At 61.6% G+C, this 14,460-nt stretch carries 15 protein-coding genes and 1 tRNA gene; 6 read left to right on the top strand and 10 right to left on the bottom strand.

Features of this window, described 5'->3' with window-relative positions; translation table 11 throughout:
• Window positions 1-82: 82 nt before the first annotated feature.
• Window positions 83-286, top strand: a complete 204-nt coding sequence (locus tag AC57B1_RS10730; protein ID WP_007180251.1) for a cold-shock protein — start codon at window positions 83-85, stop codon at window positions 284-286.
• Between the two features lie 112 nt (window positions 287-398).
• On the opposite strand, the gene AC57B1_RS10725 is transcribed toward AC57B1_RS10730, so the two are convergent.
• Window positions 399-1,649 (bottom strand): Hsp70 family protein, encoded by a 1,251-nt coding sequence (locus AC57B1_RS10725; RefSeq protein ID WP_496417487.1) that lies wholly within the window; start codon window positions 1,647-1,649, stop codon window positions 399-401.
• Between the two features lie 188 nt (window positions 1,650-1,837).
• On the opposite strand from AC57B1_RS10725, the gene AC57B1_RS10720 reads away from it, so the two are divergent.
• Window positions 1,838-3,313, top strand: a complete 1,476-nt coding sequence (locus tag AC57B1_RS10720) for an MFS transporter (RefSeq protein ID WP_496417486.1) — start codon at window positions 1,838-1,840, stop codon at window positions 3,311-3,313.
• 55 nt (window positions 3,314-3,368) lie between these two features.
• Here the strand turns inward: AC57B1_RS10720 and AC57B1_RS10715 are convergent, their stop codons facing one another.
• On the bottom strand, window positions 3,369-3,962 hold the full coding sequence (locus AC57B1_RS10715) for a nitroreductase family protein (protein ID WP_408353069.1): 594 nt from the start codon (window positions 3,960-3,962) through the stop codon (window positions 3,369-3,371).
• 188 nt (window positions 3,963-4,150) lie between these two features.
• Window positions 4,151-5,434: an MFS transporter gene (locus AC57B1_RS10710; RefSeq protein ID WP_496417485.1), complete on the bottom strand. Its 1,284-nt coding sequence runs from the start codon at window positions 5,432-5,434 to the stop codon at window positions 4,151-4,153.
• A 155-nt stretch (window positions 5,435-5,589) separates the two neighbouring features.
• On the opposite strand from AC57B1_RS10710, the gene AC57B1_RS10705 reads away from it, so the two are divergent.
• A complete protein-coding gene (locus AC57B1_RS10705; RefSeq protein ID WP_496417484.1) occupies window positions 5,590-6,240 on the top strand; it encodes a TetR/AcrR family transcriptional regulator in 651 nt (216 codons plus the stop codon).
• A 106-nt stretch (window positions 6,241-6,346) separates the two neighbouring features.
• Entirely contained in the window at window positions 6,347-6,901 is a 555-nt protein-coding gene (locus tag AC57B1_RS10700) for a DUF1415 domain-containing protein (protein ID WP_408353073.1), read from the top strand.
• A gap of 37 nt (window positions 6,902-6,938) precedes the next feature.
• Here the strand turns inward: AC57B1_RS10700 and AC57B1_RS10695 are convergent, their stop codons facing one another.
• The gene (locus AC57B1_RS10695) at window positions 6,939-7,781 is read right to left on the bottom strand and encodes a class I SAM-dependent methyltransferase (RefSeq protein WP_408353075.1); all 843 of its coding nucleotides are present in this window, start codon (window positions 7,779-7,781) and stop codon (window positions 6,939-6,941) included.
• 384 nt (window positions 7,782-8,165) lie between these two features.
• Here AC57B1_RS10695 and AC57B1_RS10690 point away from each other — a divergent pair, with 384 nt between their 5' ends.
• Complete coding sequence (locus tag AC57B1_RS10690; RefSeq protein ID WP_091798629.1) at window positions 8,166-8,486, top strand: type II toxin-antitoxin system HicA family toxin; 321 nt, start codon at window positions 8,166-8,168, stop codon at window positions 8,484-8,486.
• A gap of 89 nt (window positions 8,487-8,575) precedes the next feature.
• On the opposite strand, the gene AC57B1_RS10685 is transcribed toward AC57B1_RS10690, so the two are convergent.
• Window positions 8,576-8,785: a DUF1059 domain-containing protein gene (locus AC57B1_RS10685; RefSeq protein WP_091798627.1), complete on the bottom strand. Its 210-nt coding sequence runs from the start codon at window positions 8,783-8,785 to the stop codon at window positions 8,576-8,578.
• Between the two features lie 378 nt (window positions 8,786-9,163).
• On the opposite strand from AC57B1_RS10685, the gene AC57B1_RS10680 reads away from it, so the two are divergent.
• Window positions 9,164-10,447, top strand: a complete 1,284-nt coding sequence (locus AC57B1_RS10680; RefSeq protein ID WP_496417483.1) for a TIGR03862 family flavoprotein — start codon at window positions 9,164-9,166, stop codon at window positions 10,445-10,447.
• Window positions 10,448-10,491: 44 nt separating this feature from the next.
• Here the strand turns inward: AC57B1_RS10680 and AC57B1_RS10675 are convergent, their stop codons facing one another.
• From AC57B1_RS10675 to AC57B1_RS10655, 5 genes are all read right to left on the bottom strand, one after another.
• Entirely contained in the window at window positions 10,492-11,616 is a 1,125-nt protein-coding gene (locus tag AC57B1_RS10675) for a methyltransferase (RefSeq protein WP_408353079.1), read from the bottom strand.
• A 700-nt stretch (window positions 11,617-12,316) separates the two neighbouring features.
• Window positions 12,317-12,392 (bottom strand) — tRNA-Thr (locus AC57B1_RS10670).
• A 19-nt stretch (window positions 12,393-12,411) separates the two neighbouring features.
• Entirely contained in the window at window positions 12,412-12,921 is a 510-nt protein-coding gene (locus AC57B1_RS10665; protein ID WP_091798546.1) for a ClpXP protease specificity-enhancing factor, read from the bottom strand.
• A gap of 70 nt (window positions 12,922-12,991) precedes the next feature.
• Complete coding sequence (locus AC57B1_RS10660; protein WP_006052302.1) at window positions 12,992-13,603, bottom strand: glutathione S-transferase N-terminal domain-containing protein; 612 nt, start codon at window positions 13,601-13,603, stop codon at window positions 12,992-12,994.
• 95 nt (window positions 13,604-13,698) lie between these two features.
• On the bottom strand, window positions 13,699-14,454 hold the full coding sequence (locus AC57B1_RS10655; RefSeq protein ID WP_496417482.1) for a cytochrome c1: 756 nt from the start codon (window positions 14,452-14,454) through the stop codon (window positions 13,699-13,701).
• Window positions 14,455-14,460: the final 6 nt, after the last annotated feature.

The following is a 14,460-nucleotide window of genomic DNA, read 5'->3' as shown; positions in this document are numbered from 1 at the left end:
GGTTGGTCCCATTACCCCCTTCCTTGATTTTCATGCACCCTCTGGGCTTCGGCCTTATTTACCATCTTTAGGAACAAGTAATATGGAAACCGGTACCGTCAAGTGGTTCAATGACGCAAAGGGCTTTGGCTTCATCACGCCGGACGGCGGTGGCGAAGATCTGTTCGCGCATTTCTCGGAAATCCGCACGGAAGGCTTCAAGACGCTGCAAGAAAACCAAAAGGTTACGTTTGAAGTGAAGACGGGCCCGAAGGGCAAGCAAGCTGCTAACATCAAGCCGGTGTAAGCAACACGCTTCCTTCTGGACGCAAAAAAACCCCGCCTCGGCGGGGTTTTTTTATATCTGCTGCAACTACAAACCTCGATTATCTTCGCTGAATGCGATTGATAATTTCTGGTTATCCAAACAGACGCCGTGCGTGAATACCGAGTCCGGTCGCGACACTTGCGAGACGGTCGCCGAATACCGCTTTGGCATCGGGAAACGCTGCCGCCAATGCACCCGATAAAAACCCCAATCCGGTCGAGCCGCCAGTGAAATAAATCGCACTGAGCTCGCGCGTCGTGACGCCGGCTGCCTGCACCGTGTCGCGCGCCGCTTGCACGATGCGGCGCGTTTCCTCCTGCCCGGCCTTGATGAGCTGTGTTTCGTCGAACGCGAGTCGCAGGTCGTCTTCCACTTCGTCGAGATCGATCACGGTTTCGCCGCCCGCCGCCACGCCGATCTTCGCCTCTTCTGCATGCGCAGCTAGCGCATGGCCCAAACGGCGGTCCACGACGCGCATCAGGCGGTCGTGATGCTTGACCTCGGTGAACAGATGCCGCATCAGCGCGAGTTCGCTGACGCGCTTCGGCGCATAGACAGTGTTGATCAGGTGCCAGGTCGCGAGGTCGAAGTAGATCCGGTTCGGGATCTCGCGGCCTTCCGGGTCCAGCGTCAGATAACCCAGTTCGCGCAGGATCGTCGCCAGTTCCACGCGACGGTCGAAATCCGTGCCCGCGACGTGTACGCCGTGGTGGGCCAGCACGTCGTCCTTGCGCTCGACGCGCTTCATCCGCTCCGGCCCGACCCGCACCAGCGAAAAGTCCGAAGTACCGCCGCCGATGTCGGCCACCAGTACGAGCCCTTCTTCCGTCAGATGCGATTCGTAGTCGAACGCCGCGGCGATCGGCTCATACTGGAAGTGAATCTCCTGCAAACCGACCGAGCGTGCGGCGGCTTCGAGTTGCCGCTGCGCCATCTGATCGGCGCGCGGATCGTCGTCGACGAAAAATACCGGGCGGCCCAGCACGGCGCGGCTAATCGGCCCGCCGGCGCTTTTTTCGGCCGAACGCTTGAGGTGATCGACGAAAATCGCGATCACGTCGGTGTACTTGATCGCGGAACCGTCGCCCAGATCGGTGGAGTTCTCAGCGAGCGGCGAGCCGAGAATGCTCTTCATCGAGCGCATCAGGCGGCCGTCGAAGCCGTCGATGTACGCAGCGAGCGCCGCTCGCCCGAATTCGCGGGTGTTCTCGTCGGTATTGAAAAAGACCGAGGTGGGCAGCGTCGTGTAGGCGCCCTCGACCGGCGCGAGCCTGAGCGCGCCGCCGTCAGGAACGGCCACGGCCGAGTTGGAAGTACCGAAGTCAATCGCGCAATAGTTCATGGCAGGAATCGCCGCTCACGGCTGGCGCGGACAGAAGGGGAGCGGCTTTGTATCACGAAAGGCCAGCCAGCATCAACTGGCGTTTCCGGCACGGTCGCGATAACTGAGAGGCCCGGCTCGACGGAACGAATATTGCTCATTTGGACAGGATACGCCGCCAATTTTCGGAATTCAGGAGACTTCAAGCAATGAGCGCGCCGCCCACCGCCGCTGTTCACGAAAAAAGCGCCACGGTCGTGGATACCGACCTGCCCTCGCGGCTCGACCGCTTGCCATGGGGCCGCTTTCACTCGCTGATCGTGGTGGCGCTCGGTGTCACATGGCTGCTCGACGGGCTGGAAGTGACGCTGGCGGGCGCAGTGGCGAGTGCGTTGAAGTCTAGTCCATCGTTGCACTTTACCAACGCCGACGTCGGTCTGGCCGGCAGCGCCTACATCGCCGGGGCGGTGCTGGGCGCGTTGGGGTTCGGCTGGCTGACCGACCGGCTCGGCCGTCGCAAACTGTTTTTCATCACGCTCGCGCTGTATCTGGCGGCGACTGCGGCGACCGCGTTGTCGTGGAATCTGGCCAGCTTTCTGCTGTTTCGTTTCCTGACCGGCGCGGGCATTGGCGGCGAATACACGGCGATCAATTCGACGATCCAGGAATTCACGCCGGCTCGGGTGCGAGGCTGGACCGATCTGGGCATTAACGGCACGTTCTGGATCGGCGCGGGGCTCGGCGCGGCCGGCTCGCTGGTACTGCTCGATCCGCATCTGCTACCGGCCGACTGGGGCTGGCGGGCCTGCTTCTTCATCGGCGCAGTGCTCGCGCTAGGTATTTTGCCGATGCGCATCTGGGTGCCGGAGAGTCCGCGCTGGTTGCTCACGCATGGCGACGAGCGCGACGCACGCGCGATTGTCGAAGGGATCGAAGCGCGTTTTCGCCACGAAGGCCACACGCTTTGCGACGACAGCCTCATGCGTCTGCGCTTGCGCGCTCGCGGGCATACGCCGCTGCGTGAGGTGTTCCACACGCTCTTCAACGTGCATCGACGGCGCGCACTGGTCGGCCTGTCGCTGATGACCGCACAGGCGTTCTTCTACAACGCAATCTTCTTCACTTACGCGCTCGTGCTCACCGATTTCTACCACGTGCCGGGCGATCACATTGGCTGGTATCTGCTGCCTTTCGCGCTGGGCAATTTCCTCGGACCGCTGCTGCTCGGCCGGCTCTTCGACGTGATCGGCCGGCGCAAGATGATCTTTGCGACTTACACGATGTCCGCGATCCTGCTGACGCTGAGCGGCTACCTGTTCGAGCAGCAGTTGCTCACCGTCGTCACGCAGACGATCGCATGGATGGTGATTTTCTTCTTCGCCTCGGCGGCCGCGAGTTCGGCATATCTGACCGTCAGCGAATCGTTTCCGCTGGAAATTCGCGCGCTGGCCATCGCGGTTTTCTATGCGTTCGGCACGGCGCTCGGCGGCATCGCCGGGCCTGCGTTCTTCGGCCGGCTCATCGACACGCACCAGCGCAGCGCGGTGTTTTCCGGCTATCTGGTCGGCTCGGGGCTGATGCTCGCGGCGGCGGTGATTGCAGCGATCTGGGGCGTGGATGCGGAACGCAAGTCGCTGGAGAGCGTGGCCACGCCGCTCTCCAGCGTCGCGGACGGCGCGGAATAAAAAACGCGCGGTCGTCGCCGCGCGTTTTTTGCTTCGAACGAAACCTTCAAACCGCTCAGAACGCCTTTTTCCAACCACCGCCGTAAGCAATTTCCGCCAGCGGCAAACGCTGACGCACCGACTTCTCGCGCTCGCGCAACACCGGATCCAGCTTGTCCACGTCGCCGTAATGGCCGAGCGAGATGATGGCGATCACGTCGACGTCGGTCGGCAACTTGAATGCCGAGCGGAATGCGTTCGGGTCGAAGCCGCTCATCTGGTGCGCGGCAAGTCCGAGTGCATGGGCCTGCAACACCAGCGCCATTGCCGCGGCGCCCGCATCGTACGGCGCGCAGCGATTCACTTCGCCCTTGTTGGTGAGCGTGTGCGTAGTCACCGCGATCAGCACCGGCGCCGGCGCATTCCAGCCCTGGTTGAACGGCACCAGCGTGGCAAAGGCCTGCTTGAAAGAGACTTCATCGACGCTGCGGTCGAATACGAGGAAACGCCACGGCTGCCCGTTGTACGAAGATGGCGCCCAGCGTGCCGCTTCGAGCACGGATTGCAGATGCTCGCGGCTCACCGGCTCGCTCGAATAGGCGCGCGGGCTCCAGCGGCCTGCAATCAGCTCGTGAATGGCAACTGCGGTAGGGGCGGGTTTGTTGGTCATGCGCTTCTCTCGGTCGAAATTCATGATCGACGGGCAATTGCCCGGGGTCACATAGCATAACCGGGCTTCGGCGCGCGTGCTCCATCAGGCCAGCAGTTTGTTTACGCGCAGTGAAGCACTAGCAAAACGGCCCCGCGCGGGGCCGTCGTTCCAACAACTGTGCCGTGCTCCGTTCGAGTCGATCGGCTTCAGACCGCCTGCGGCTCCGGCACTTTGGCGGGCCGGTTGATTCGCAACACGATCACCGCCGCCACGAGACACAAACCGCCAGAAATCATCGACGCCACCGTGTAGGTGCCGAGGCTCGCGCGCAGCATGCCCGCGCCGAGCGCTGCGAACGCCGCGCCGAGCTGGTGGCCGGCGACGACCCAGCCGAACACCACCGGCGCCGACTCCTTGCCGTAGACGTCGGTAGCCAGACGCACGGTCGGTGGCACGGTAGCAATCCAGTCGAGGCCGTAGAACACGGCGAACAGCGGCAAACCGAAGAAGTCGATGCCGAACGCGTGCGGCAGATACATCAGCGACAAACCCCGCAAACCGTAGTACCAGAAAAGCAGCACGCGGCTATTGAAGCGGTCCGACAACCAGCCAGAGAGTGTCGTGCCGAACAGATCGAAAATGCCCATCGCGGCAAGCAGCGACGCGCCCTGCACTTCCGTCATGCCGTAATCGCCGCACATCGCGATCAGATGGGTGCCGACGTAGCCATTGGTGCTCGCGCCGCAGATAAAGAAGCTGAAAAACAGCAACCAGAAGTCGCGGGTTTTGCTCGCCATCGCGAGCATGCCGAAGGCGATCGCCAGCGGATTCTGTTTCGTGACGGTGCTGTTGATCGGCGTATCGTGCGGCTCGCCGTACGGGCGCAACTTCATATCGGCCGGACGTTCGGGCAAGAGAAACGCCACCAGCGGAATCACGATCGCGGCAGCGATGGCGACGACCCACACCACTTGCCGCCAGCCTTGATGCTCCGCAATGGCCGCGAGCATAGGCAGGAACACCAGTTGTCCGGTCGCTGAACTGGCCGTGAGAATGCCCATGACGAGGCCACGCCGCGTCGTGAACCAGCGCGTCACTACCGTCGCCGACAACGACAGCGCCGCGACGCCCGTCGATCCGCCGACCATCACGCCCCAGATCAGCACCATTTGCCACGGGTGCGTCATCAGCGACGAGAGCGCCACGCCCGCCGCCATCGTGCCGAGCGCGGCCAGCAGCGTGGGACGCACCCCGAAACGCTGCATCGCCGCGGCCGCGAATGGCCCCATGAGACCGTACAGCGCGATATTCACCGAAATTGCCAACGAGATCGTTGCGCGGCTCCAGCCAAATTGATGCTCGAGCGGCACCATCATCACGCTCGGCGTGGCACGCGTGCCCGCTGCCGCCAGCAGCACCAGAAACACCACTGCGACGGTCAACCAGCCGTAGTGGAAACGTCCGCCAATCAGTTTCGCTGCCCAATTCATCGGTTCTCCAATCGACGCCGACCTCGCAGGCCACGCCGCTCATATTCTTACGACTTCAGTAAAAGACTTGTGACAGATCAGTCACAATGAGTGTTGCGATATTAGTTACTGGTCGGTAACATGTCAAGGCGTCAAGTTCATTCAGGTGGCCATCCATGTCCGACAACGAAACTCACAAGCCTGCCAGTACACGGCGTGCACGCGGCGCGCAGACGGCCGGGCCCCAGGCGCAGCAGCATCTGCTTCGTGCCGCGGACGAGTTGTTCTATCGCGAGGGCGTGCGAGCCGTCGGCGTCGATGCGGTTGTCGAACGGGCCGGCGTGAACAAGATGAGCTTGTACCGCCAGTTTTCATCGAAGGACGAGCTGATCATGGCTTATCTGGAGCGCAAGGACGAGCAGTTCTTCGGTTATGTGGAGAGGAGCTTCGCGAAGCATCCGGGCGAGCCGGCCAAACAGCTTCAGCAATATTTCGACGATCTCGCGGGGCGCGCGTCGATCGACGGTTATCGCGGCTGTCCTTTCGTGAACGTGTCGGTCGAGTTTCCGGACGCGGCACATCCGGCGCGACAGTTCGTGTTCCGCAACAAGGCGCGGTTGATGGCGCGCCTCACGGAACTGACCACGGCGGCGGGCGCCGACGATCCCGAAGCGCTGGCCAATGCGCTCGGTTTAATGATCGAAGGCGTGTACGCGGCGAGCCAGACCTACGGCCCGGGATGCGGGCCCATTCTGGCCGCGCCGAAAGTCGCCGCGCAGTTGATCGCCGCCGCATGCGGCACGACGGCGGTGCCCTCGGGCGCTTGAGATTCCTGCTTGACGGTACTGTTTGCGCGAGGCGGTTGCGTGAGCCACGAATCCGTATCCAGGCGCGCCGTTAGAATGACGTTTATTTCCCCCGCCGCCACCTGCCATGTCTTTGTCCGCCGAATCCGATGATGCTGTTGTTGCCGCCACTCGTCACTGGCTGACCGAGGCGGTGATCGGCCTGAACCTCTGTCCGTTCGCCAAGGCCGTGCATGTGAAGGGCCAGATTCGCTACGTAGTCAGCCATGCCGCGGACATGGAAGGCGTGCTGACCGATCTCGAAACCGAGCTTCAGACGCTGATGGCGGCCGATCCGGACGCGGTGGATACGACACTGTTGATCGTGCCCCACGCACTCGGCGACTTTCTCGACTACAACGACTGCCTGTTTTTCGCCGACCGCATGCTCAAGCAGCTTCGGCTCGAAGGCATCGTTCAGATCGCCAGCTTTCATCCGCATTATCAGTTTGAAGACAGTCAGCCTGACGATATCGAAAACTACACGAACCGGGCGCCCTATCCGATTCTGCACTTGCTGCGCGAGGACAGCATCGAGCGCGCGGTTCAGGCGTTTCCCGATGCGGAAGAGATTTACGAGCGAAATCAGGAAACGCTTCGGCGAATCGGCCTTGCTGGCTGGAATGCGTTGATGAAGCCGTAATTCACCCAGCGCCTCGCTGCGAGGAAAGGCCGCCTCGTCAGGCCGATACAAAGAACCGCTCTTTCAGCTCCTCGATACCGAGCGTCGCCATTACCTCATTGAGGCGCTCGGCCGGCCGCCGCCTCGGCAAGTCCTTGTACTGGGCGATGATGAGTTCGTTTTTCATCGAATGCTCCCATCCCACCAGCTCGGTCACGCTGACCTGATAGCCATGCGCCTCGAGCTGCAAACATCGCAGCACATTTGTGATCTGGCTTCCAAACTCCCGCGTATGCAATGGATGCCGCCAGATTTCCGTCAAGGCGTTCCCCAGCGATTTGCCCTTGTTCTGCCGCAGCACACCCGCCACCTCAGCCTGACAGCACGGCACGACCACGATGTATTTCGCTTTCTTCTCCAGAGCGAAGCGCAGCGCGTCGTCGGTCGCCGTATTGCAGGCGTGCAGCGCCGTCACGATGTCGATCTGGCCCGGCAAGCGATCCGACGTGATGGACTCCGCCACCGAAAGATTCAGGAACGACATGCCCGTAAAGCCCAGCCGGTTCGCCAGCTCCTCCGACTTCGCGACGAGCTCCTCGCGCGTTTCGATGCCGTATATGTGCGACGCCCCACCAGCCTGAGCCTGAAACTCCTTGAAGAAAAGGTCGTACAGGATAAAACCTAGGTAGGACTTGCCCGCGCCGTGATCAACGAGGGACACGGCGCCCTGTTGGTCCTTGAGGTCCTTGAGGAGCGGCTCGATGAACTGGAACAGGTGGTAGACCTGTTTCAGCTTGCGACGGCTGTCCTGGTTCATCTTGCCGTCGCGCGTGAGGATATGGAGCTCCTTCAGCAATTCGACGGATTGGTTGGGACGGATTTCGTGGGTTTTGCTGGACATCGGGGGAAACCGTCATCAATTGCAGCGCGAACGTGCGACAGGCGACGGAAAAAGGGAAAAGTTGCTGCCAGTTTACCCAAAGTGCGGCCCGCTTACCGAAAGAGCCGCGCGGATCATGCAAGAAATGCTGTCAATCTGGAACACTTCCTGCTCTAAAAGCTCTACTCAGGGGGGCCAGATAGGCGCAAAAAGCAGCGTGCGTACCGGCTGAGCCCGTCGGCGTCGGCCGTCTCGCCTATAACAAGTGGCTGCGGCCGTGACTTTGATCACGCGAACCGAATGCATGTGGGGAGGACGGTCCCGGAACACGGGCCGAACGTTACGTAACCAGCAGCGCGCCGAGACTTCCACCGGACGCGCGCTCGGAAAATAGAAGAGGCAGCAATGGATACGGTACCCAACGGAAACGTCGAACAGAAGTTTCAGGAAATGCTGGCGAAGCTCATCGCCACCCCGGCCTGGTCGGAGAAGCAGCAACTCGAGCTGGAAATGGCCCGTGACATCTCCACGGAAATGCTCCGTCTCGCCGAAATCATGCGCGACGGCAGCGTGGACATGGAAACCTGCCTGACCATGCTCAAGTACGCCAAAGTGCTCGACTTCGTCATGACAACGCTCGCTTCGCGGCGCGATATCAAGCCGCAAACGCTGCGGGTCATCTTCAAGCTTGCGGGCTTGAAGGTAGACGAGGCCTACCCCGGCTAGAACAGTCCCAATACGTCGCTACCCGCACGGGCGGCCAGACGCCGCTCGTGCAGGTCGCACGGCCTATCTCATTTCCGAAAGACAGCAACTCACGCGCGCGGAGCTTCAACCGGTGGCGTGCCGTCGTGAAAGAGGGTCTTGAGTTGCGACCGCAACTCCGGCGAATCCGTGTGTTTGTGCACAGAGACCGCATGCTGGACTGCCGCGTCGAGCAATTCGCTCTCGGTGTCGGCAGATAGGGCAACCGTGCAGTTCATTTCGCTCGGGAATTCGCGACAATCAATGTATTTGCGGGACATGGCAGTCTCCTTGGTCAGACGTTCAGATATCCACGCAGGCAGCAGACGCGCGAAGCACAGAGCCTTCCGTGACGCGGCGTCACAGACAGCGGAGGCGCGTCGAATGGCAAGAAGACGGGGAGCTGGGTTTGACGCGGGAAAGACGCGCACGGCGTCCGATGGAAGGTGTCTGAAAATTATAGGTCGCGCCAGACGACAACGAAGCCGCAGACGCAATCCAGCCGAACGCGGGACCGCCTGAACCGAGCCTTTTTCAGCCCGCGTGCCCACCCTCGCGTTTGCCCTGCGCAGGCCGCGGTGTAAAAATAGCGCCCTTCGCACCGCCCGCTCATCTGGTCCGGCCGGCGCGCCGCCTCTTCCGCTCATCCGCAGGTCCGCATGTCATCCTCATTCGATTCCGCCCGCGTCGCCGTGATTGGCGGCGGCCCCGCCGGCTTGATGGCCGCCGAGGCGCTCGCCCGGCCAGGCATGCGGGTCGACGTCTACGACGCCATGCCGTCGGTCGGCCGCAAATTCCTGATGGCGGGCAAAGGCGGCATGAATATCACCCATTCGGAACCGCTCGAGCCGTTCCTCGGGCGCTACGGGGCCCGCCGCGAGCAACTCGCATCGCTCGTGAACGCCTTCGATCCCGACGCCTTGCGTGTGTGGTTGCACGGGCTGGGCGTGGAAACCTTCGTCGGCAGTTCGGGCCGCGTTTTTCCGACCGACATGAAAGCCGCGCCCATGCTGCGTGCGTGGCTGCATCGATTGCGCGAAGCGGGCGTGGGCTTTCATATGCGCCACAAGTGGACCGGCTGGGACACCGAAGCGGGCGGGGACGCTGCCACGCATACACTTCGATTTGCCACGCCCAACGGTGAGCAAACTGTAACCGTCGACGCCGTAGTGTTCGCGCTTGGCGGCGCAAGCTGGCCGCGTCTGGGTTCGGACGCCGCCTGGGTACCGTTGATGGCCTCGCGCGAGGTACCGGTGACGCCCTTGCTGCCGGCGAATTGCGGCTTCGACGCCGACTGGAGCCCCTACCTGCGCGAGCGTTTTGCAGGCCAACCGGTGAAGCCGGTAGCCATCGCACTGACGAGCGTAGACAATAAAGTCCACAATCGACAAGGTGAAATACTTCTGACCGAAACCGGCCTCGAAGGGAGCCTGATTTATGCCTTGTCGGCGGTGATCCGCGACCGAATTCTCGCCGACGGTTCCGCGACAATCACGCTGGACCTGGCGCCGGGCTTGCCTTTGGAGCGAGTCGTCGCCGAAGTCACGCGACCGCGCGGCTCACGCTCGATGTCGAGTCACCTGCACGGCCGGATCGGGATCGGCGGAGTCAAACTGGCTCTGTTGCATGAAATTTTGTCGAAAGAGGCCTTCGCCGACGCGAACGGCCTCGCGCATGCCATCAAGGCGCTGCCGGTGCGCCTCACCCGCGCGCGGCCGATCGCAGAAGCGATCAGCACCGCCGGCGGCATTCCCTTCGAGGCGCTCGACGAGCACCTGATGATCGAACGCCTGCCGGGCGCATTCTGCGCAGGCGAAATGCTCGACTGGGAAGCGCCCACGGGCGGCTATCTCCTTACTGCCTGCTTCGCCAGCGGCCTCGCGGCAGGGCGTGGCGCGGCGGCATACCTCGGCAAACTCAAGGCGGGCGGCGCTTCGACGTGACGCGCCGCGTTGCCCGCCTTGCCGCGTGGCAACGCATTGGCCGCTTATCGCGGCTTGAGACGCCACAGCGAAGTGACTTCAGCCATGCGCGCGGTGTGCAGCGCGTCGGTTTCATCGGTCGACTTGGGGTGCCGCGGACGAATGTCCTCGCGCCCGATCACCGTCAATCCGGCCTTGTCGATGGCGGCGAGCAGCCAGTCGCGCGTGCGCAAGCCGAGATGCTCCGCGAAGTCCGACATGATCAGCCAGCCTTCCCCGCCCGGCGACACATGCTCCGCGAGCCCGTTCAGGAAACCGAGCAGCATGCGGCTTTCCGGATCGTAGATCGCATATTCGATCGGAGAAGCGGGCCTTGCCGGCAGCCACGGCGGGTTGCACACCACGAGCGGGGCACGGCCTTCCGGAAACAGATCCGCTTGCACGACCTCGACCTGCTGGTCGTAGCCGAGACGCGTCAGGTTCTCACGCGCGCAAGCGAGCGCTCGGGGATCCTGATCGGTGGCGATGATTTTCTTCACGCCGCGTTTGGCGAGCAGCGCGGACAATACGCCCGTGCCCGTGCCGATATCGAACGCCTTGTTCAGCGAAGGCAGCGGCGTGCGCGCGACGAGATCCACATACTCGCCGCGCACCGGTGAAAACACCCCGTAGTGCGGATGGATCCGCTCGCCCAGTGCGGCAATCTCGACGCCCTTCTTGCGCCATTCGTGCGCACCGATCATGCCGAGCAACTCGCGCAGCGATACGACAGATGCCTCGCCGGTGGCCGGTCCATACGTTTCGATGCAGGCTTGCTGAACATCGGGCGCGCGACGCAGCGGAATACCGTACGCGGCGTCGAGCGGAATCAGGATCATGCCGAGCGTGCGCGCGCGTTGCGACTGTGCCTGCCTGTGCAGGTTGAACGCGTCGAGCGGCGTTTCGCCCTGCTTGCGAGGCTTGCGCTCGAGCCGGCGCGTGACCGCTTGCAGCAGTTGGCGAGCGTTCTGGAAGTCGCCGTTCCACAGCAGCGCCGTTCCTTCGCAAGCGAGACGGTAAGCGGAATCGGCGGTGGTGCGGTCGTCCGCGACAATGACGCGCTTGGGCGGCGGCACGGCCGCTTCGGAGCGCCAACGCGCGGCGCGGGGGCCGTCGGCTTCGGGCCAGGTGATGGTTGCTGGGCTGGTCATGGTAAAGGTGGGATCGGTGTTGCGGGAGCGACGCACTGAGAAACCGCGTCATCGGGGGCGTTGCCCGCCGGAGTTACTTGATAGCGTGGCCGACTGACGCCCGAATAGTACCTCGGTGGTTCGGGTTCGCGGTGCGGTATTCGCCGGCAAACCCCTGGAGAAATGCGCCGACGTGGACTAAAAAGTCCACCATCGACAAGGTGAAAGAGATATGGCATTTTTGGACCGATATCGAGCCTCACCGTTGCGTCACGGAACCGCCTCTCTCTCTGCGCACTTTATCGACGAGGATCGGCTCAGTCCTATCCGACTCCGCGATTTATTCGATTGAATAGGCAAAATCTTATACAAGTGGACAACTCGTCTATCCCGAGACGCAATTCTTTATAGGGGTTTACAGCCGGTTAATGGACAGAAAGGAATGTGACCGGTATAGTTTTCCCAATTAGTGGAACGCAACCATTCCAAGAAGAACCTGAGAGACCCACAGCGGCGCCGGGCAATACCCTCCACGGCGCCAGCTCATCAGAATAAAGCTACGATTGCGGGCGCTAATTCGCGTCCGCAACTCGTTTCTCATTAATCTGCTTATTCAAGACAACACGCATTTCAAACGCGGTGATTTTGTAATCACGCAGCGTGCGCACGCATAAATGAAAAACGGGGTTTCTGAATGAACAGAAACCCCGTTTAGTACAACTGGTGCCGGCTGCAGGACTCGAACCCGCCACCTCATGATTACAAGTCAAGCGCTCTACCTGATGAGCTAAGCCGGCATGAGGCCGTGATTCTACTTCATTTTACGATCTTGAGGCGAGCCCTTCCGCCACCTTTCGATCCATCGTCGTCAGGTTGCGGGGCGTCCGTCGCGCTTTCCGCTTTGGCGGCGGCGGCATCCGCGGCCGGCGCCGTTTCTACCGCACGCGGCGCGGGCGCCTCGGTCTCGTCCGCCACTTCGGCGTCGGTGCCCGAATCCTGCGCTTCACCGCCCGTCGACTCGACCGGGAATGCCATGCCCTGGCCGTTTTCGCGCGCGTAGATCGCGAGAATATTGGCGATCGGCACTTCGATCTTGTGCGACTTGCCGGAGAAACGCGCGCTGAACTCGATCCACTCGTTGCCCATCTGCAACTGGCTGGTCGCCTCGAAGCTGATGTTCAACACGATTTCGTTGTCGCGCACGAACTGACGCGGCACGCGCGTCTGGTTGTCGACCCGGACCGCAATGTGCGGGGTATAGCCGTTATCCGTGCACCACTCGTAGAGCGCGCGCAGCAGGTAAGGCTTGGTGGAAATCTCTTGCATCAACAGTCCTCTTACCGGGCGCGGGCCCGCGCTCACCCAGCCGCGCGGCGCCCTCACCCCAAAGCCAAACTCAACGACGCATCACCTTTTCCGAAGGCGTCAGCGCTTCGATGTAAGCCGGGCGGCTGAAAATGCGCTCGGCGTACTTCATCAGCGGGGCGGCGTTCTTCGACAGTTCGATGCCGTAGTGGTCCAGACGCCACAGCAGCGGAGCAATTGCGACGTCGAGCATCGAGAACTCTTCGCCAAGCATGTACTTGTTCTTCAGGAAGATCGGCGCGAGCTGCGTCAGACGATCGCGGATCGCGAGACGGGCCTTCTCGTGATTCTTCTCGGCGGCCTTGCCCTTTTCGTTTTCGAGCGTGCCGACGTGCACGAACAGCTCTTTTTCGAAGTTGAGCAGGAACAGGCGGGCGCGGGCACGCTGAACCGGATCGGCCGGCATCAGCTGCGGGTGCGGGAAGCGCTCGTCGATATACTCGTTGATGATGTTCGATTCGTACAGAATCAGGTCCCGTTCGACGAGAATCGGCACCTGACCGTACGGATTCATCACGGCGATGTCTTCCGGCTTGTTAAACAGGTCGACGTCGCGGATCTCGAAGTCCATGCCCTTTTCGAACAACACCAGCCGGCAGCGCTGGGAGAACGGGCAAGTTGTGCCGGAATACAGAACCATCATGTTTACGTTTCCTCAAAAAGCTGAAAGGCCAGCGCGCGGAAAAACCGTTCAGCAGGTTTTTCCTGGCGCCGGCCCCACGCCGGGTGACGGCGTGATTATTTGATATGTTTCCAGTACGCGGCGTTCAGTCGCCAGGCGAAAAAGCTCAGGATACCGAGGAACATCAGCACCCACACGCCAAGCTGTTTGCGGGTTTTCTGGGTCGGTTCGGACATCCATGACAGGTACGACACGAGGTCGGCCACAGCAGAATCATAATCTACCGGCGACATCGTCCCCGGAGTGACCTGCTGGAAGCCGACAAATTTGTGTACCGTCTCGCCAGTTTTTTCGTCGGTTTCGTCACCGAACTTCGCGGTACGTTGCCCCTGAAGCTGCCACAACACGTGAGGCATGCTCACGTTTTCATACACCAGATTGTTCCAGCCCGTCGGCCGCGTATTGTCGCGGTAAAAGCTGCGCAAATACGTGTAGAGCCAGTCTTTGCCGCGCGCTCGCGCTTCCACCGACAAATCCGGTGGACTCGCGCCGAACCACGCTTTCGCGTCTTCGGGCCGCATCGCCACGGTCATGGTGTTGCCGATTTTATCCGTGGTGAACAGCAGGTTCGCCTGAATTTCGTTCGGCATGATGCCGATGTCGGTCAGCCGGTTGTAGCGCATCAGATTCGCGCTGTGGCAATTCAGGCAGTAGTTTACAAACAATTGCGCGCCGTGCTGCAAAGAAGCGAAATTCTCCGCGTTATCCGGCGCGCGGTCGAGCGGGAAATTCTCGTCCGCGTGAGCCGGGGCGGACAGCACCGCGAGCAGTGTCGCGCCGATCAGCGCGCACTTCGTAAGCAGTTTTTTCATTTCGTG

The organism is Paraburkholderia sp. BGA-UO-ETr-F21 (assembly GCF_059567925.1).
This window is presented reverse-complemented; position numbering and strand designations above follow the sequence as displayed.